The organism is Sphingomonas melonis DAPP-PG 224 (assembly GCF_000379045.1).
Lineage (GTDB): Bacteria > Pseudomonadota > Alphaproteobacteria > Sphingomonadales > Sphingomonadaceae > Sphingomonas > Sphingomonas aquatilis.
Genome location: NZ_KB900605.1, coordinates 3,729,812 through 3,746,458, shown reverse-complemented (window position 1 = coordinate 3,746,458; position 16,647 = coordinate 3,729,812). Strand labels below are relative to the sequence as shown.

The 16,647-nt window shown below is 67.7% G+C and carries 15 protein-coding genes; 11 read left to right on the top strand and 4 right to left on the bottom strand.

Annotated features, from left to right (window positions below; translation table 11 throughout):
• Positions 1-12 precede the first annotated feature (12 nt).
• The gene (locus tag SPHME3_RS0118055) at positions 13-1,437 is read right to left on the bottom strand and encodes an aldehyde dehydrogenase family protein (protein WP_024310467.1); all 1,425 of its coding nucleotides are present in this window, start codon (positions 1,435-1,437) and stop codon (positions 13-15) included.
• Positions 1,438-1,546: 109 nt separating this feature from the next.
• On the opposite strand from SPHME3_RS0118055, the gene SPHME3_RS0118050 reads away from it, so the two are divergent.
• From SPHME3_RS0118050 to SPHME3_RS0118020, 7 genes are all read left to right on the top strand, one after another.
• A complete protein-coding gene (locus tag SPHME3_RS0118050) occupies positions 1,547-2,524 on the top strand; it encodes a quinone oxidoreductase family protein (protein WP_017977929.1) in 978 nt (325 codons plus the stop codon).
• Between the two features lie 211 nt (positions 2,525-2,735).
• The gene (locus SPHME3_RS0118045; protein ID WP_017977930.1) at positions 2,736-6,107 is read left to right on the top strand and encodes a glycosyltransferase; all 3,372 of its coding nucleotides are present in this window, start codon (positions 2,736-2,738) and stop codon (positions 6,105-6,107) included.
• Positions 6,108-6,120: 13 nt separating this feature from the next.
• Positions 6,121-6,795 carry a phosphoribosylanthranilate isomerase gene (locus SPHME3_RS0118040; RefSeq protein ID WP_081609118.1) on the top strand — a complete coding sequence of 225 codons (675 nt, stop codon included), beginning with the start codon at positions 6,121-6,123 and terminating at the stop codon, positions 6,793-6,795.
• Between the two features lie 95 nt (positions 6,796-6,890).
• Positions 6,891-7,643 carry a molybdate ABC transporter substrate-binding protein gene (gene modA, locus SPHME3_RS0118035; RefSeq protein ID WP_017977932.1) on the top strand — a complete coding sequence of 251 codons (753 nt, stop codon included), beginning with the start codon at positions 6,891-6,893 and terminating at the stop codon, positions 7,641-7,643.
• A complete protein-coding gene (gene modB / locus SPHME3_RS0118030) occupies positions 7,643-8,332 on the top strand; it encodes a molybdate ABC transporter permease subunit (protein ID WP_017977933.1) in 690 nt (229 codons plus the stop codon). Before modA ends, modB begins: the two co-directional genes overlap by 1 nt.
• A complete protein-coding gene (locus SPHME3_RS0118025) occupies positions 8,322-8,924 on the top strand; it encodes an ATP-binding cassette domain-containing protein (protein WP_017977934.1) in 603 nt (200 codons plus the stop codon). Before modB ends, SPHME3_RS0118025 begins: the two co-directional genes overlap by 11 nt.
• 80 nt (positions 8,925-9,004) lie before the next feature.
• Positions 9,005-11,539, top strand: coding sequence for a TonB-dependent receptor domain-containing protein (locus SPHME3_RS0118020; RefSeq protein WP_156002606.1), 2,535 nt, complete (start codon positions 9,005-9,007; stop codon positions 11,537-11,539).
• Between the two features lie 167 nt (positions 11,540-11,706).
• Here the strand turns inward: SPHME3_RS0118020 and rpsI are convergent, their stop codons facing one another.
• The 3 genes from rpsI to SPHME3_RS0118005 all read right to left on the bottom strand — a co-directional run bounded on the left by rpsI (position 11,707) and on the right by SPHME3_RS0118005 (position 13,949).
• A complete protein-coding gene (gene rpsI / locus SPHME3_RS0118015) occupies positions 11,707-12,267 on the bottom strand; it encodes a 30S ribosomal protein S9 (protein ID WP_017977936.1) in 561 nt (186 codons plus the stop codon).
• On the bottom strand, positions 12,267-12,746 hold the full coding sequence (rplM, locus tag SPHME3_RS0118010) for a 50S ribosomal protein L13 (protein ID WP_017977937.1): 480 nt from the start codon (positions 12,744-12,746) through the stop codon (positions 12,267-12,269). The genes rpsI and rplM overlap by 1 nt, the downstream gene beginning before the upstream one ends.
• A 144-nt stretch (positions 12,747-12,890) precedes the next feature.
• Positions 12,891-13,949: a COX15/CtaA family protein gene (locus SPHME3_RS0118005; protein WP_018251128.1), complete on the bottom strand. Its 1,059-nt coding sequence runs from the start codon at positions 13,947-13,949 to the stop codon at positions 12,891-12,893.
• A gap of 308 nt (positions 13,950-14,257) precedes the next feature.
• On the opposite strand from SPHME3_RS0118005, the gene SPHME3_RS0118000 reads away from it, so the two are divergent.
• The 4 genes from SPHME3_RS0118000 to SPHME3_RS0117980 all read left to right on the top strand — a co-directional run bounded on the left by SPHME3_RS0118000 (position 14,258) and on the right by SPHME3_RS0117980 (position 16,639).
• Positions 14,258-14,653: a hypothetical protein gene (locus tag SPHME3_RS0118000; RefSeq protein ID WP_017977939.1), complete on the top strand. Its 396-nt coding sequence runs from the start codon at positions 14,258-14,260 to the stop codon at positions 14,651-14,653.
• Between the two features lie 404 nt (positions 14,654-15,057).
• Complete coding sequence (locus SPHME3_RS0117990; RefSeq protein WP_017977941.1) at positions 15,058-15,729, top strand: ZIP family metal transporter; 672 nt, start codon at positions 15,058-15,060, stop codon at positions 15,727-15,729.
• Between the two features lie 74 nt (positions 15,730-15,803).
• Positions 15,804-16,154, top strand: a complete 351-nt coding sequence (locus tag SPHME3_RS0117985) for a hypothetical protein (RefSeq protein WP_020486406.1) — start codon at positions 15,804-15,806, stop codon at positions 16,152-16,154.
• Positions 16,155-16,267: 113 nt separating this feature from the next.
• The gene (locus SPHME3_RS0117980) at positions 16,268-16,639 is read left to right on the top strand and encodes a MerC domain-containing protein (RefSeq protein WP_017977943.1); all 372 of its coding nucleotides are present in this window, start codon (positions 16,268-16,270) and stop codon (positions 16,637-16,639) included.
• The last annotated feature ends 8 nt before the right edge of the window (positions 16,640-16,647 follow it).

Sequence of the window (16,647 nt, the reverse complement as noted above, 5' to 3'; positions counted from 1 at the left end):
TGATGTGGGCCGTTACGCCGGCTCGCCGACGATCGTCTTCAGCTCCATGAAGTCGGCGATGCCGTATTTGCCGCCTTCGCGGCCGTTGCCCGATTGCTTGAAGCCGCCGAACGGCGTGCCGACCGGGCCGCTCCAGCCGTTGATCGTGACGAGGCCGGCGCGCAGGCGCGGCGCGACCTTGGCCGCTTCCGCCGGATCGCCGGAGATCGCCGCCGACAGGCCATATTCCGTGGCATTGGCCAGGCGCACGGCCTCGTCGCGGTCCGTGTAGCGCGTGATCGTCGCGACTGGGCCGAACGTTTCCTCGCGCGCGATGCGCATGTCGGGCGTCACGTCGGCGAAGACGGTCGGGCGGACATAATAGCCGGCGTTGCGACCATCGGGACGACCCGGGCCGCCGGTGACGAGCGTCGCGCCTTCGTCGATCGCCGACTGGATCAGCGCCTGGATCTTGTCGAACTGCGCCTTGTTGACGACCGGGCCGATATGCGCGCCCATCTCGGCAGGATCGCCCACGGGCACGGATTCGAAGATCGCCTTGGCGACCTGCGCCGCTTCCTCCGCCTGGCTGTCGTGGACGAGCAGGCGGGTGGGCGCGATGCAGCTTTGCCCCGAATTGGCGAGCACACCCTGTAGCGTCGGCGGCAAGACGCTGGCGAGGTCCGCGCCCTCCAGCACCAGATTGGGGGCCTTGCCGCCCAATTCCTGATGCACGCGCTTGACGGTCGCCGCCGCAGCCTGTGCCACCGCGATGCCGGCGCGCGTCGATCCGGTAAAGCTCACCATGTCGACGCCGGGGTGAGTCGACAGCGCCGCGCCGACTGTGGGGCCGTCGCCGTTGACGAGGTTGAAGACACCCGCGGGTACGCCCGCCTCGTGCAGGATTTCGGCGAGGATCATCGCACAGCTCGGCGCTTCCTCGGACGGCTTGAGAATCATCGTATTGCCGGCGGCGAGCGCGGGCGCGACCTTGGCGCAAATCTGGTTGAGCGGCCAGTTCCACGGCGTGATCATCGCGACGACGCCGATCGGTTCGTGGACGACGCGCGCCTTGCCGACCTGTTCGGAGAAGGTGAATTCGCGCAAGGCCTTCACCGTGCCCATCAGGTAACCGAGGCCCGCGGGCGCTTGTGCCGCCTGCGCGAAGCCGACCGGCGCGCCCATTTCCTGGCTGACCGCCTTGGCGAGATCGGGGATGCGGCTCTTGTACACCTCGATCACGCGGTCGAGCAGGTCGGCGCGTTCCTCCGGCGTGGTCTGCGAGAATGTCTCGAACGCGCGGGTCGCGGCGGCGACCGCCTTGTCGACGTCGGCCTGCGTGCCGAGCGTGATCGTCGTCACTGCCTGTTCGGTCGACGGATCGATGACGTCATAGGGGCGGCCACCCTCGCTCGCCACCCAGGCGCCGTCGATGTAGAAGGTGAGGGGATCAGTCATCGCATCGCTCTCCATCGGATTTGCATCGATAGTGCGATGCGCCGGGATCGGTTGCAACCCGAAACGCGTATCGCGGGTTGGGGCGGGGCACGAGAAGGACGGACGGCATATGAGCGAACGCGTCGCACGCATCACCCGCACCGGCGGGCCGGAGGTGATCGAATGGGTCGACGTCGACCTGCCGCCGCCCGGGCCGGGCGATGTGCGGATGCGCCACCATGCGGTCGGCCTGAACTATATCGACACCTATCATCGCAGCGGCGTCTATCCGGTCGACCTGCCGGCGGGGCTCGGCAGCGAGGCGGCGGGTGTGGTCGAGGCGGTGGGTGAGGGCGTCGACGGCCTGTCGGTGGGCGACCGGGTCGGCACGTTCGGGCCGTCGCGCGGCGCCTATGCCACGGCACGCAACGTCGCGGCGAAGCAGCTTTTCCGACTGCCCGACGATGTCGACGACCGCACCGCCGCCGCGATGCTGCTGAAGGGCTGTACGGTCGAGGCGCTGGTCGACCGCTGCGCCCGTGTGCAGCCGGGGCAGACGGTGCTGGTGTGGGCGGCTGCGGGCGGTGTCGGGCAGCTGATGACCGGCTGGCTGAAGGCGATCGGCGCGACGGTGATCGGTACGGCCGGCACGCAGGCGAAGGCGGAGCATGCGCGGGCGGCAGGTGCGGATCACGTCCTGCTCCACCGCGACGAGGATGTCGTGGCGCGCGTCAAGGACATGACTGATGGCGCGGGCGTCGCGGTGGTGTTCGACGGCGTCGGCATGGCGAGCTGGGAGCGGACGCTGGCCGTGACCGCGCGCCGCGGCCTGATCGTCAGTTACGGCAATGCCGGTGGCGCGGTGACGGGCGTCAACCTGGGCATGCTGGCGGCCAAGGGGTCGCTGTTCGTCACCCGTCCGACGCTGTTCGACTATTATGTCACGCCTGAGGAACGGCAGGCGGGGATCGAGCGGCTCTATGCGATGCTGCGATCGGGCGCGATCCGGCCAGAGATCGGTCAGACCTTTGCGCTGGAGGACGCGGCGGACGCGCACCGGGCGCTGGAAGCGGGCGAGACGCGGGGCAGCACGATCCTGACCGTTTGAGGCACCGGATCGCGGAGCGCAGAGAAAAGGGGCAGTCACCCTGTCGGGGTGGCGCAAGTCGTTCGACGGCATCGTGCTGTAAAGGCCGGGTAATGGTCGCACGCAATCGGATAGGCGAAGCAATAGGCGTCGTCAGCATGAACGGTTTGTCATTCTGACGTCTTGATCGTGCCATCGATCGTCGGGCATGGCGGGCGCCGGAGTGTCGCCAATGTCCCAGAATTCGGTTTTCTACGATGCCAGCGGTCGGCGTAAACGGCGGTTTACGCTGGCGGTCGTCGCGTTCGTCCTGTTGCTCGTGCTGTCGGTCGCGATGTTCGCGGTGTCGATCGGCGCGGTCCCGGTCGCGCCGCTGCTGCCCGTGGAGGTCGAACGGCCGCCGTTGCAGCGGATGGCGGCGCCGCACGGCGTGTTGCGGCGCGCGCGGCGCAGCATCGCTTATTACGAGAACAAGCTGTTCGGCACCGCGGCGCGCAAGCCCGCGGCATCGGGCAATCCGACGCTGGCCATCGCCTTCCACACGCCCTGGGACCCGTCGAGCGCCGCGAGCCTTCGCCGCCATGTCGAACAGCTCGACTGGGTAATCCCCGGCTGGGTGTCGGTGACGGGAGCCAACCACCAGATCACCGTGTTCCGCGACACCGCCGGCCGCACCATCCTGAACAAGGCGATCCACCGTCCGGTGGTGTTGCCGATGATCCAGAATGCGCTGAACGGCAATTGGGACGGCAAGGGCACCGCCGCGCTGATGGCCGATCCGAAGGCGCGCGCGGCCTTCCTGGACAAGCTCGTGCCCTGGCTCGCGAACAATCGCGCGGGTGGCGCCTTCTTCGACTTCGAAAATCTGCCCGCCAGTGCGCAGGCCAATTACCGCGCCTTCCTGGCCGATGCGCAGCGCCGCTTCGCCCCGCGCGGCTGGGTGGTCGCGATCGCGGCGCCGGTCGGCAATCCGGAATGGAACCTGCCCGCCTACGCCAAGGTCACCGACAAGATTTTCCTGATGGCGTATGACGAGCATGAAACCTCGGGCGAGCCGGGGCCGATCGCGTCGCAGCATTGGTTCGTCGAACAGGTCGCCAATGCCTCGCGCGGGATCCCGCCGCAGAAGCTGGTCGTGGCGATCGGCTCCTACGCCTACAATTGGTCGCCCGCCGGCAACGACGCGATGAGCGTCGAGGAAGCGTGGCAGGCCGCACGCGATTCGGGCACGGTCCCGACCTTCGATCCGGTCAGCGGCAACAGCAGCTTCGCCTATAAGGAAGGCGACGAGAGCCATGTCGTCTGGCTGCTCGATGCGGCGTCCGCCTATAACGAGATGACCTTCCTGCAGCGCGCGGGCATCGGCAGCATCGCGCTGTGGCGCCTGGGTGCCGAAGACCCCAGCGTGTGGAAGCTGTTCGGCCGCGATCATCGCACGCTGCCGCCGGCCAGTGTCATCGATACGATCCCCGCGGGCACCGACGTCGACATCGAAGGACCGGGCGAAATCCTAAAGGTGGCCGGCACGCCCGTCACCGGCCAGCGGTCGGTCGTCACCGGCCCCAATGGCGCGATTACCGACGTGCGCTTCGATCGCCTGCCGGCGCCGCTGGAGGTGGACCGTACCGGCTATCGCAAGAAGCTGCTCGCGCTGACCTTCGACGATGGACCGGACCCCAAGTGGACGCCGCAGATCCTCGACGTGCTGAAGCGCGAACATGCCCCGGGCACCTTCTTCATCGTCGGGGAGAATGCGCTGACGCAGCGGCCGTTGTTGCAGCGGATGATCATGGAAGGCCATGAGATCGGCAGCCACACCTATACCCACCCCAATCTCGCGACCTCGTCGCCGGGGCAGGTGCTGTTCGAGCTGAATGCCAACCAGCGCCTGTTCCAGGCCTTCACCGGCCGATCGCTGCGCCTGTTCCGCGCGCCCTATTTCGGTGATGCTGAGCCAAGCACCGCGGACGAATTGGGGCCGGTGCTCCAGGCGCAGAACCGTGGCTATGTCTCGGTCGGTCTGCACGTCGATCCGGACGACTGGAAGCGGCCGGGCGTGCAGGCGATCATCGACCGCACGATCGCGCGCGTCACGGATGGTCCCGCCAATTGCACCAACGATTCGCCCGTCGATTGCAGCCGCAATGTGATCCTGCTGCACGATGCCGGCGGCAATCGTGCCGAGACGGTCGCGGCGCTGCCGGTGATCATCGATCGGCTGCGGGCGATGGGCTATCACTTCGTGCCCGTCTCGACGCTCGCCGGCCTGTCGCGCAATGCGTCGATGCCGCCGATCAGCGCCAGCGATCAGCTCGCTGCGCGTGTCGACCTCGGGCTGTTCAGCGCCTTGGGCTTCATCGTCGTCGCGCTGCACTGGATGTTCGCGATCGCGATCACCGTCGGCATCCTGCGCGCGCTCGCGCTGTCGGCCCTGGCGCTGATCCAGGCGCGGCGCGAGGGACGTGAGGTGTTCCCCGCGATCGACCCGACGCGCTTCGTGACGGTGATGATCCCTGCGTACAACGAAGAACGCGTGATCGAACGCGCTGTCCGCGGCGTGCTCGCCTCCACCGATGTCGCGATCGAGGTGATCGTGATCGACGACGGGTCGAAGGACCGCACCTCCGCCGTCGTGGCGGAGGCGTTCGGCGACGATCCGCGCGTCCGCCTGCTGACGCTGGAGAATGGCGGCAAGGCGCGTGCGCTCAACACCGCACTGGCGCAGGCGAAGGGCGAGATCGTCATCGCGCTCGACGCCGACACGCAGTTCGAACCGACGACGATCGCGCGCCTCGCTCGCTGGTTCGACGATCCGAAGCTGGGCGCGGTCGCGGGCAATGCCAAAGTGGGCAACCGTGTGAACCTCGTCACCAAGTGGCAGGCGCTGGAGTATATCACTGCGCAGAACCTGGAACGTCGGGCGTTCGCGCGCCTCAATGCGATCACCGTGGTGCCGGGCGCGGTCGGCGCATGGCGGCTGGCCGCGATCCAGCAGGTCGGCGGCTATCCGCACGATACGCTGGCCGAGGACCAGGACCTCACCATCGCGATCCAGCGCGCGGGCTGGGCCGTCCGCTACGATCAATATGCAGTGGCGTGGACCGAGGCGCCCGAGACGTTCCGCGCGCTCGCCAAGCAGCGATTCCGCTGGGCGTTCGGCACGCTGCAATGCCTGTGGAAGCATCGCTCGGCGATCGGCAGCAGCCATCCGCGGGGGCTCGGCTGGGTCGGTCTGCCCCAGGCGATCGTGTTCCAGATCCTGCTCGCCGCGATCAGCCCGATCATCGACCTGGCGCTGCTGGTCAGCTTCGTCGTCACCTATCTCGACGTGCAGGCGCACGGCTGGGCGCAGACGAGCCACGACGTCTACACGATGCTGACCTTCTGGGCGGTGTTCACGACGATCGACCTGTTGGCGGCAACGGTCGCCTTCGCATTGGAACGGCGCGAGAAGTGGAGCCTGTTGTGGCTGCTGATCCCGCAGCGCGTCGGCTATCGCCAGATCATGTATTACGTCGTGCTGAAGGCGATCACGCAGGCGATGCGCGGACCGATGGTCGGCTGGGGCAAGCTGCAACGCACCGGCCGCGTGCAGGCGGGGTGAGGGAGCGCGCGCCGTGTTCCGAACACGCGTAAAGGTGTGTTGCATCGCGTCACGTGCCGAAGCGGACATGGCGACCGCCGCCGGGGCGGATGCATTGGGCCTGGTGGCGCGGATGCCATCAGGCCCCGGGCCGATCCCCGATGACCGGATCGCCGACATCACCGCGGCCGCCCTGCCGCCCGTCGCCACGTTCCTGCTGACGTCGGAAACCACGGCTGAGGCGATCGCGGAGCATGTTTTACGAACGCAGCCGACGACGGTGCAAATCGTATCGCACATCGATGCCGCGGAGTCCCGTGAGCTTGCGGAGCGGCTTCCCCACGTCCGTCGGGTACAGGTGATCCACGTCGAGGGGCGCGAGGCGCTCGACATGATCTCCCTGTATTCGCCGTATGTCCACGCATTCCTTCTCGATTCCGGCCGGCCGAATGCGGCGATTGCCGAATTGGGCGGCACGGGCAGGGCGCATGACTGGACGATCAGCGCCGAGTTCGTCCGCGCGAGCACGCGTCCGGTCTTTCTGGCCGGCGGCCTGTCCGCTAGCAACGTGGGCGAGGCGATCCGCCAGGTGAGGCCATATGGGCTCGACCTGTGCTCCGGCGTGCGGACGGACGGTCATCTCGACGCTGCCAAGCTCGACGCGTTCATGCATGCCGTGCGCGCGGCTGACATGGCGATGTCTCGATAGGCTGTCGTGCCGTGAGCCGGTAAACGTCGGCAGAATGGCATCGCCTTCCCGGCGCGCTAGGTTTACGAACGGTTGCACGCGTTTAGGGAGCCTGCATGATCCGTCCGTTGCTGTTTTTGGCGTCGCTGTTCGCTGCCGCTCCGGCGATCGCGCAGGCCAAGCCGCCACTGGTGCTGGCGGCGGCTAGTCTGCAGGAATCGATGACCGCCGCCGCCGACGCCTGGGCGAAGCGGGGCCATCCGCGGCCCGTCATCTCCTTCGCCGCATCGTCCGCTCTGGCGCGGCAGGTAGAGGCGGGGGGCGACGCTGACCTCTTCGTGTCGGCGGACCTGCAATGGATGGACGCGCTCGCCGCGAAGCGACTGATCGTGCCGGCAAGCCGCGTCACCTTCCTCGGCAACCAGCTGGTGGTCATCGCCGCGAAGGACAATCCGGTGCGCATCCCGGTGCGCCCACCCGCCGCGCTGGCGCGGGTATTGGGTGCGGGGCCGCTCGCCATGGCGGATGCACCGGTCCCGGCGGGCCAATATGGCGAGGCGGCGTTGAAATCGCTCGGCGTGTGGAGTGCGGTCGCGCCCAAGGTGGTGCGCGGCGACAGCGTCCGCGCGGCGCTGACATTGGTCGAACGCGGCGCAGCGCCGCTCGGGATCGTCTATGCCACCGATGCCAAGGCGTCGGCAAAGGTGCGGATCGCGGGCGTGTTTCCGGCGACTAGCCATCCGCCCGTCACCTATCCGATCGCGCGCCTCGCCCGATCGACGAACCCGGAAGGCGAGCGGTTCCGCCGCTTCCTGATCAGCGCGCCGGGCAAGGCGATCTTCCGCCGTTACGGGTTCCTGCCCCGCTGATGCTCTCGGCGGAAGAATGGGGGATCGTCGGGCTGAGCCTGCGCGTCGGCGGGGTGGCGGTGGCGGCGATGCTGCCGGTCGCCTTCGCGCTGGCGTGGGCTTTGGCGCGCGGGCGGTTTCCGGGCAAATTGCTGCTCGACGCGATCGTCCACCTGCCGCTGGTGGTGCCGCCGGTGGTGACGGGGTGGCTGCTGCTTATTGCCTTCGGTCCGAACGGCCCCGCCGGCGCGCTGCTCGAACATTGGTTTGGGGTCAGCGTGCTGTTTCGCTGGACCGGGGCGGCGATCGCGGCGGGGGTGATGGCGATGCCGCTGATGGTGCGCGCGATGCGGCTGTCGATCGAGGCGGTCGACCCGCGGCTGGAAAGCGCGGCGCGCACGCTGGGGGCGGGGCCTACCCGCGTGTTCTGGACGCTGACGCTGCCGCTCAGCCTGCCTGGCGTTCTGGCGGGCGCGGTGCTGGGTTTCGCGCGCTCGATCGGGGAGTTCGGCGCGACGATCACCTTCGTCTCCAACGTGCCGGGGCAGACGCAGACCCTGCCGCTCGCCATCTATTCGGCACTCCAGCAACCGGGGGCGGAGCCGAGCGTGTGGCGGCTGTCGGGGATCGCGGTGGCGCTGAGCCTGATCGCGCTGCTGGCGTCCGAATTGCTCACCCGGCGCGTGCGACGGGGGCTGCATGTCCTTTGAAGTGCGCGTCACCAAGACGCTGGGCGACACGCGCGTCGCGATCGATCTGGCGGTAGGCGAAGGGCTGACGGTGCTGTTCGGCCCCTCGGGCATCGGCAAGACCAGCGTGCTCAACATGGTCGCCGGCCTGCTGCGCCCCGATGCAGGCCGGATCGTGGTCGGCGACACGGTGGTGTTCGACGCGGTGGCCGGCATCGACCTGCCGCCCGAGCGGCGGCGGGCGGGCTATGTCTTTCAGGACCCGCGGTTGTTCCCGCACCGCCGGGTGCGCGCGAACCTGCTGTACGGGGCGAAGGACGAGAGCGCCCTCGACGCTACTGTCGCGATGCTGGGCATCGGCCATCTGCTGGGACGCTGGCCGGGCACGTTGTCGGGCGGCGAGGCGCGGCGGGTGGCGATCGGGCGGGCCCTGCTCAGCGATCCCGCCTTCCTGCTACTCGACGAACCCTTGTCGTCGCTCGACCGGGCGCGGCGGGGCGAGATCATGGACGCGATCCTGCGCGTCCGCGACGAGGTTCGCCTGCCGATCCTGATGGTGACGCACGACCCCGACGAAGCGGAGCGGCTGGGCACACGTATCGTCCGCTTCTGACCAATCTTTCACCGCAATTGCCTGCCAGACATTGGGGCGGTCTGGAGCATTGCGGCCGGGCTTTGGGGGGAGAAGCGGTCATGCACGACTCGCGTCTTGGCTGTCTGCGTGTGCTCGCTGGCGTTGCGATGTTGGCTCCGGGTGTCGCCGCAGCGCAGGCGGACGAGGGGAAGACGGGCGACATCGTCATCACCGGCAAGCGACCACGTGGGTCGGCGATCGGCGATGTGGAGCCGGTTGCTGTCCTCGACGCCGGGCAATTGCGGACGCTCGGCACCAATATCGACGATATCCTGCGTCAGTTGAAGCCGTTGACCACGTCGGCAAGCGGCGCGGATCCCGTGTTCCTGCTCAACGGGCGCCGCATCTCCGGCTATCAGGAGGTGCAGACGCTGCCGCCCGAGGCGATCGAGCGGACCGAAGTGCTGCCCGAAACGGAGGCGTCGCGCTTCGGCTTTCCGCCGACCGTAAGGCTGGTCAATTTCGTCACGAAGCCGCATTTCCGGGCGCTGGCCGTGGAGCAGAGCGCGTCGACCACGACCGATGGTGGTGGCAGCGCCGCGACGCTGTCGCTCAGTCCGACGCGGATCGATCGCGACCGGCGTTTCGTCGCGACGATCGAATATCTACACCAGGACGCGTTGCCCTATGCGCGGCGGCCGACCTTCGCCGATCCCGACAGCCTGTTCGATCCGACCGGCAACGTCACCGGGATCGGCGGGGCCAGCCTGTCGCCGACGCTCGACGCGCTGGCGGGGCAACGCGTGATGGCGGCGCCCGTGCCGCTCGATCCGGCCCGGCGTGGCCTATTGTCGGCCTATGCCGTGGCGGCGAACGTGCCGCGCCGGTTCGACATGGCGCCGTATGGAGCGCTGCAATCGAACGACGAGGTCAAGATCAACGCGACGCAGGCCGTACCGATCGGCAAGACGGTGACGGCATCGCTCAATCTGTCGATGGACGCCAAGGGCGGGTCGCGACCGGGTGGCCTCGCCACCGCGGTGCTGCGCGTGCCGGGTAGCAACCCGTATTCGCCCTTCGGCACCGACGTGCTGCTGTATCGCAATCTGCCGGAGGCCGGCGTCCTGCGCCAGTCGGGCGGGGGCCTGCAATTGCACGCGGGTGGTACGGTGCAGGGGAGCGTGAAGCGTTGGCTGTGGACCGTCACCGGCAATTACGACCGGGCGCTGACCCGCTTCATGCTCGACCAGGGCGTGGATCTGACACGCGTCCAGGCGGCGATCACGGCCGGCGCCGATCCGTTTCGCGGCTTTGCGGTGCAGGACGTCGCGACCCGGTTGACCAGCCGCAGCCGATCCGTCGCGGAGACGTTGTCGAGCAACGCGACGGCGACGGGACCCGTGGCGCGACTGCCGGCGGGGGAGGCGCGGATGACGCTGATCGCGGACTATGCCCGCACCGGTAGCAACGGCACCCTGGCTGGGAGCGACGGGACCGCACGGAGCCTGACGCGGTCGGTGCGGAGCGCGAGCGCCAACGTCGATCTGCCGATCGCATCGCGGGAGCGGGGCGTGCTGGGCGCGATCGGCACGCTGTCGGCCAATGCGACGCTGGGCGTATCGTCGGTGTCGGATTACGGGAGCCTGCTGTCGCGCTATCTGGGGCTGACCTGGACCCCCGTTTCGCCGGTGCAGGTCACCGCGTCGCTGAACGTGACGCAGAACGCGCCGGACATTGCGCAATTGACCCAGCCGGTCGTCACGATCACCAACGTCGCCTTCTTCGACTTCGCGACGGGCACCAATGCGCTCGTCACCCTGACGAGTGGCGGCAATGCCGATCTGGCGCCGGAGCGGCGGCGCGTCAGCACAGTGGGGGCAACGTGGAAGCCGATGAAGGCTCGCGAGTTACGGCTGGCGCTGAATTATATCGAGACGCGGATCGACGATCAGACGGTCAACATCGTCCGGGGAAGCCCCGCGCTGCTCGCGGCGTTTCCGGAGCGGTTTCGCCGCGATGCCGATGGCCAGTTGCTGACGGCGGACCTGCGGCCGATCAACGTCGCCTTCGAACGGGAGCGCAAGCTGGAGGGGCGGATCAACCTGTGGACGCCGCTGGGCGCTGCGCCCAAGCCGCCTGCCGCGCCGGCCGGCAGCACCGCCCCGCCGCCGCCGCAACGGCAACGGCCGTCGCTGTACAGCTTCGTTACCGCGACTCTGCGGCTGGACGATCAGGTGAGGTTGCGGCCGGGGCAGCCGGTGTTCGACGCGCTGGACGGCGATGGGGTGAGCAGCGTGCAGGAGCGGTCGCGGTTCGAGGCACAGGGGGCAATCGGCGGTTCGGTGGGGGCGGTGCAGGGCGGCATCTTCGGCCTGTGGAAGTCGACGACCCGGATCCGCAGCGATATTCCGAGCGCCGACCTGCGCTTTTCGCCGAGGATGTTCTTTTCGCTCTATTCGACGTTCGATGCCGCCAAGCTGGCGCCGAAGGCCGATTGGACGAAGCGGATGACGCTGCAATTCACGGTGCAGAACCTGTTCAACAACCGGGTGCAGGTTCGGGACCGTAGCGGGGCGACGCCCTATGCCTTCCAGCCGTCGTTTCTGGACTGGTATGGGCGGATCGCGAAGCTGTCGGTGCGTAAGTTATTCTGACGGCAACGAAAAAGGCGGTCCGATGCCGGGCCGCCTTTTCGTTTTTGGCTTCGGGCCGTGCCGTCACGGAGCAAGTCCGTGACGTCAGACGAAGGCAGCGATGCCGCCTTCGCTGGCCGCCGTGGCGAGTCTTTGGATTGCCGAAACAATCCAAAGCCGCCCGCGGATTAACGCTTCGAGAACTGGAAGCTGCGACGCGCCTTGGCGCGGCCGTACTTCTTACGCTCGACCGTACGGCTGTCGCGGGTCAGGAAGCCAGCGGCCTTGACCGGCGAGCGCAGGATCGGCTCGTACTTGGTCAGCGCCTGGCTGATGCCGTGCTTGACCGCACCGGCCTGGCCCGAGAGGCCACCGCCCTTGACGGTGCAGACGACGTCATACTGACCTTCGCGCTCGGTGATGCCGAACACCTGGTTGATGACGAGGCGCAGCGTCGGACGCGCGAAATAGACTTCCTGGTCACGACCGTTGATCGTGATCTTGCCCGAACCCGGCTTCAGCCAGACGCGTGCAACGGCGTCCTTACGACGGCCGGTCGCATAGGCGCGGCCGAACTTGTCGAGTTCCTGCTGACGCAGAGGCGTGGTCGGCTGGGTCTGCACCGGCGCGGCGGTTTCGCCCTCGGCACCATTGGCGGCACCGTTGGTCGCCGGAGCGGCGGCGGGAGCCTGGGCCGCCTGCTGGGTCAGCGAGGCGAGGTCGGAAAGGGACTGGCGATTGTCGGTCATTACGCGCCCACCTTGTTCTTGCGGTTCATGCCCGCGATATCGAGAACCTCAGGGTTCTGGGCTTCGTGCGGATGCTCCGAACCCTTGAAGATGCGCAGGTTGCGCATCTGCTCGCGGCCGAGCGGACCACGCGGGATCATACGCTCGACGGCCTTTTCGAGAACGCGCTCCGGGAAGCGGCCTTCGAGAACCTTGGCGGCGGTGATGCCCTTGATGCCGCCGGCATAGCCGGTGTGCTTGTAATAGACCTTCTTCGCCGCCTTGTTCGACGTGAAGCGGATCTTGTCGGCGTTGATGACGATCACATTGTCACCGCAGTCGACGTGCGGGGTGAACGACGTCTTGTGCTTGCCGCGCAGGATGTTGGCGATGATCGACGCGGTGCGGCCGACGACGAGGTCGGTGGCGTCGATGATGTGCCACTTCTTTTCCACCTCATGCGGCTTGGCCGACTTGGTGGTCTTCATGAGCGCCTTCATGGGCGAGACCTTTCGGTTTGAAACGAGACACGCCGCCTGTTTCCAAGCGGCGTGGTTGAGCGTGCCAATGCGGGAGGGTCCCGCGAAAGTCAAGCAAACAGCGGGTTTGCTGACGGGTAAAATAATACCACAGGCCGACGTTGGTCAGGCGAAGCGGCGGTCGCGGCCCCCGATTGCATGCGCGGCAAAGACGGTGGCGATCAGCAGCAGCGCGGCATTGCCCTGATGCGCGACGGCGATGTCGATCTGCACGCCGCTCATCAGTGTGGCGATGCCGAGTACGATCTGCAGCGTCACGAGCAGCACGACCCACAGCCCCGCCTTCGAGCCGCTGCGCGTCGCACGGATCGCGAGCCAGACAAGCGCGGCGGCGGTGGCGAACGCCCACCAGCGGTGGAAGAACTGGACGACGACGGGATTGTCGACCGCATTGCGCCACGCGGGATCGACCATGGGCACGCCCGCGGGGAACAGCGCGTCGCCCATCAGCGGCCAGCTGGCGAAGGCATAGCCGGCATCGAGGCCGGCGGTGAACGCGCCATAGACGAGCTGGACGACCAGCGCCGCCAGCGCGAGCACCGCGGTGCGCGTCAGTCGCGCGGGCGGGGCCGAGGGATCGCGGTGCAGCGCCATCAGGTCGAGCGCGGTCCAGACGATGCCGGCGAGGATGGTCAGCGCGGTGAGCAGATGGACGGCGAGGCGGATATGGCTGACGTCGGTACGGACCGACAGGCCCGAGGCGACCATCCACCAGCCGATAGCCCCCTGGAAACCACCGAGCGCCAGCAGCGCGCCGAGGCGCCAGCCATAGCCTGCCGGAATCTGGCGCCGCACCGCGAACCACAGCAGCGGCAGCGCGAAGGCCATGCCGATCAGCCGGCCCCACAGACGGTGCAGATATTCCCAGAAGAAGATGTGCTTGAACCCGGCGAGCGTCATATCACGGTTGAACGCCTGATATTCCGGGATGCGTTTGTAATTGTCGAATTCGGCCTGCCACTGCGCCTGGTTCAGCGGCGGGATGGTGCCGCTGATCGGTTTCCATTGCGTGATGGACAGGCCGGATTCGGTCAGGCGGGTGATGCCGCCGATCACGACCATCGCGACGATCAGGCCGGCGACGACGAACAGCCATCGCGCCACGCTGCGAGGGCGGGCACGGGAAAGGAAAGCGGCGCTGGGTTGAAGCATGTCGAGGCTCATACGCCTGTTCCCGACCGCCGACCAGCGGCGTCGAAACCGCCAAAACGAGCGTGGAAGTGGACGAAGTGGACGATACGGTGTGTCCCGAAGCCCTCCCATGCGACGGGGCGGATCGACCGGAGCGGCGAGGGACGTCCTACGACGGAACAGGATGCCGGCAACGAATCGCGCCGGACCGAATCAGTCATATGCCGACTGTTCACGCTTTTGCCCAAATAGGACAGCGATATTTTGCGTCCATATAGAGCATGCACCTTCCCGTAACCAAATCGCGATAGACCATGTCCAGGATTGGGCGGGAGTTTTCGATGTTTAACGTGACGGTAGACATCGAACGCGGCTGTTTCGAAAGTACAATCTTCGGCTTTTGGACGCTCGAGACCATCAGCGACTTCCATCGCGCAGTCACCGAGGCGGGGCGCCGTATCCAGGCGACCGGGCGGGCGCCGATTAGCCTGTGCGATTACACCGGTGCGATGACGCAGAGCCAGGAGGTCATCGCGGCGTTGACCAAGATCATGGAGAACCCGATCGTCCGATCGCGGCGGGTCGCCATGTACACGGGTGACGTCATGCCGCGGATGCAGGCGGTCCGCGCGACGCGCAACCGCCCGGAGTTCCGGTTCTTCACCGACAAGGACGAGGCGCGGGCCTGGCTGTTTGCGGAAGAGGGTGACGTGTCGTCGCAACCGGTTGCGGCATAGGTGGGACGGGGGCGGGGGGCTGACACGGGTCATGACGCGCGGATCGATCGGCACGTGCTGATCGGCGTAGGAGCGGTACTATAATTCCTCCCCCGCCAGGGGGAGGTGGCGCCGCCGAAGGCGGTGACGGAGGGGGCGGATAGGAACGTCTCCGCCAACTGGGCGCCACCCTGACCTCCCCCTCCGTCATGCCTGCGGCATGCCACCTCCCCCTGGCGGGGGAGGAATGAAGGACGGCATCGCGTGTCGTTTGCGCGGGTTCGATGACCCGCGCCCCACCGCCGACTGGACAATGCCTCCAACCGCGCCTAGCGGATGATATATTATATCATGGAGGTGACGATGCACGACGACGTGCAAGTGCCGGGCGCGCTGGCGTTCGGGACGACGGGGGCGGCACGGTGATGCTGGTCCCGTATCTACTGGGGATCGCCGCCGCCGGATCGACCTATGCCGGCGGGCGGCTCGCCATGCAGTTCGGGCGGCGGCGGGACTTGTTGTTCGGGCTGACCGGCGGGATGGTGGTGGGGCTGGCGTTGCTCGACCTGTTGCCCGAAGCGGTGGAGGGCGGCGGGAGTGCGAGCGAATGGGTGTTTGGCGCGGTCGCGATCGGCATGGCGCTATATATCCTGCTCCACCGATTGCCCGGAGGGGCGATGGTCGGGCGCGTCAGCCTGGCGCTGCACAGTCTGATGGATGGCTTGGGCATCGGCTTTGCCTTTCAGGTATCGCAGTCGACCGGCTGGCTGGTGGCGGCGGCCGTGCTGGCGCACGACATGGCGGACGGCGCCAATATGATCGGGATATCGTCCACCGCGTGCCGGCCGGAGCGGGCGCACCGCTGGCTGATCGCCAATGCCGCCGCGCCGCTGGCGGGCGTCGCGATCGGGCAGGCGATCCGCATCGACGCGCATCACCTGTCGTTGCTGCTCGCGCTGTTCGCCGGTGGCTTTCTGTACATCGGCGCGTCCGAATTGCTGCCGCGCAGCCGCGGCGGCGCGCGTGGCTATGGCGCGGGGCTGGCGAGCATGGCGGGGATCGGCGTGATGGCCTGCGTTACCTATGCGGCGGGGTGACGCCGCCGTGTGGCTTCATCGCCGGTACAGCCGGGGCGGATAGCATCGCGCCATATCACGGGAAGGACGATGGCATGACGATTCCGGTTGGACGCGGGTGGGCCTTGACGCTGCTGATGGCGGCCGCATGCGTGCCCGCGCCGCTATTGGCCCGGCCGTTGGCGAACGGCGCGTCCGGTCCGTCGACGTTCATCGTGTCGTGCGACTGCGCGACGTCCGCGAAGCGGGCGAGGGTGCAGCGCAGGATCGAGCGCGCGGGCGGCAGGATCCTCTATTCCTATGCGACCATCGGCGGATTTGCGGTGACGGCCCGACGCCCCCGGGACGGCGCGGCGTTGCGGCGAAGGTTGGCGCATATTCCGGGAATCCAGTCGGTACAGCCCGATAGCGTGATCCGGCTCGCCCGGCCCGGCGCGCCGCAGTGACGGCGTCGCCTGTTGCCGTAAAATTCGGAGATGTAATGTTGTAACGCAGCGCGGCTGCGCCTAGATGGTCGGCTCGGATGGACCATAGGACTCACTCCCATACGACCTCGGTCGTGCGCAGCTTCGGCTGGGCGGGGCTCGATCGCGCGGCGATCGCGTTGTCGGGGCTGTGCGTCGTCCATTGCATCGCGAGTGCGGTGCTGCTCGCCATGCTGTCCGCGGCGGGCGGGCTGCTGCTTAACCCGCTGTTCCACGAGATCGGTCTCAGCATCGCGATCCTGCTCGGCGCGGTGGCGCTGGGGCGGGGGGTGATGGAGCATGGCTATATCATGCCCGCCGCAATGGGATCGTTCGGTCTGGGGATCATGGCGGGCGCGATGAGCCTGCCGCATGAGGGCGGCCATGGCGCGGAAACGCTCTGGACCGTGATCGGCGTCGGCCTGCTCGCCTTCGGGCACGACCTGAACCGCCGCGCCGGGCACTGACGCCGCTT

What these genes read in the sequence shown, in the direction of transcription:
- SPHME3_RS0118055 (WP_024310467.1), bottom strand. Translation starts at nt 1,437, where the DNA reads ATGACTGATCCCCTCACCTTCTACATCGACGGCGCCTGGGTGGCGAGC.
- SPHME3_RS0118050 (WP_017977929.1), top strand. Translation starts at nt 1,547, where the DNA reads ATGAGCGAACGCGTCGCACGCATCACCCGCACCGGCGGGCCGGAGGTG.
- SPHME3_RS0118045 (WP_017977930.1), top strand. Translation starts at nt 2,736, where the DNA reads ATGTCCCAGAATTCGGTTTTCTACGATGCCAGCGGTCGGCGTAAACGG.
- modA (WP_017977932.1), top strand. Translation starts at nt 6,891, where the DNA reads ATGATCCGTCCGTTGCTGTTTTTGGCGTCGCTGTTCGCTGCCGCTCCG.
- modB (WP_017977933.1), top strand. Translation starts at nt 7,643, where the DNA reads ATGCTCTCGGCGGAAGAATGGGGGATCGTCGGGCTGAGCCTGCGCGTC.
- SPHME3_RS0118025 (WP_017977934.1), top strand. Translation starts at nt 8,322, where the DNA reads ATGTCCTTTGAAGTGCGCGTCACCAAGACGCTGGGCGACACGCGCGTC.
- SPHME3_RS0118020 (WP_156002606.1), top strand. Translation starts at nt 9,005, where the DNA reads ATGCACGACTCGCGTCTTGGCTGTCTGCGTGTGCTCGCTGGCGTTGCG.
- rpsI (WP_017977936.1), bottom strand. Translation starts at nt 12,267, where the DNA reads ATGACCGACAATCGCCAGTCCCTTTCCGACCTCGCCTCGCTGACCCAG.
- rplM (WP_017977937.1), bottom strand. Translation starts at nt 12,746, where the DNA reads ATGAAGGCGCTCATGAAGACCACCAAGTCGGCCAAGCCGCATGAGGTG.
- SPHME3_RS0118005 (WP_018251128.1), bottom strand. Translation starts at nt 13,949, where the DNA reads ATGAGCCTCGACATGCTTCAACCCAGCGCCGCTTTCCTTTCCCGTGCC.
- SPHME3_RS0118000 (WP_017977939.1), top strand. Translation starts at nt 14,258, where the DNA reads ATGTTTAACGTGACGGTAGACATCGAACGCGGCTGTTTCGAAAGTACA.
- SPHME3_RS0117990 (WP_017977941.1), top strand. Translation starts at nt 15,058, where the DNA reads ATGCTGGTCCCGTATCTACTGGGGATCGCCGCCGCCGGATCGACCTAT.
- SPHME3_RS0117985 (WP_020486406.1), top strand. Translation starts at nt 15,804, where the DNA reads ATGACGATTCCGGTTGGACGCGGGTGGGCCTTGACGCTGCTGATGGCG.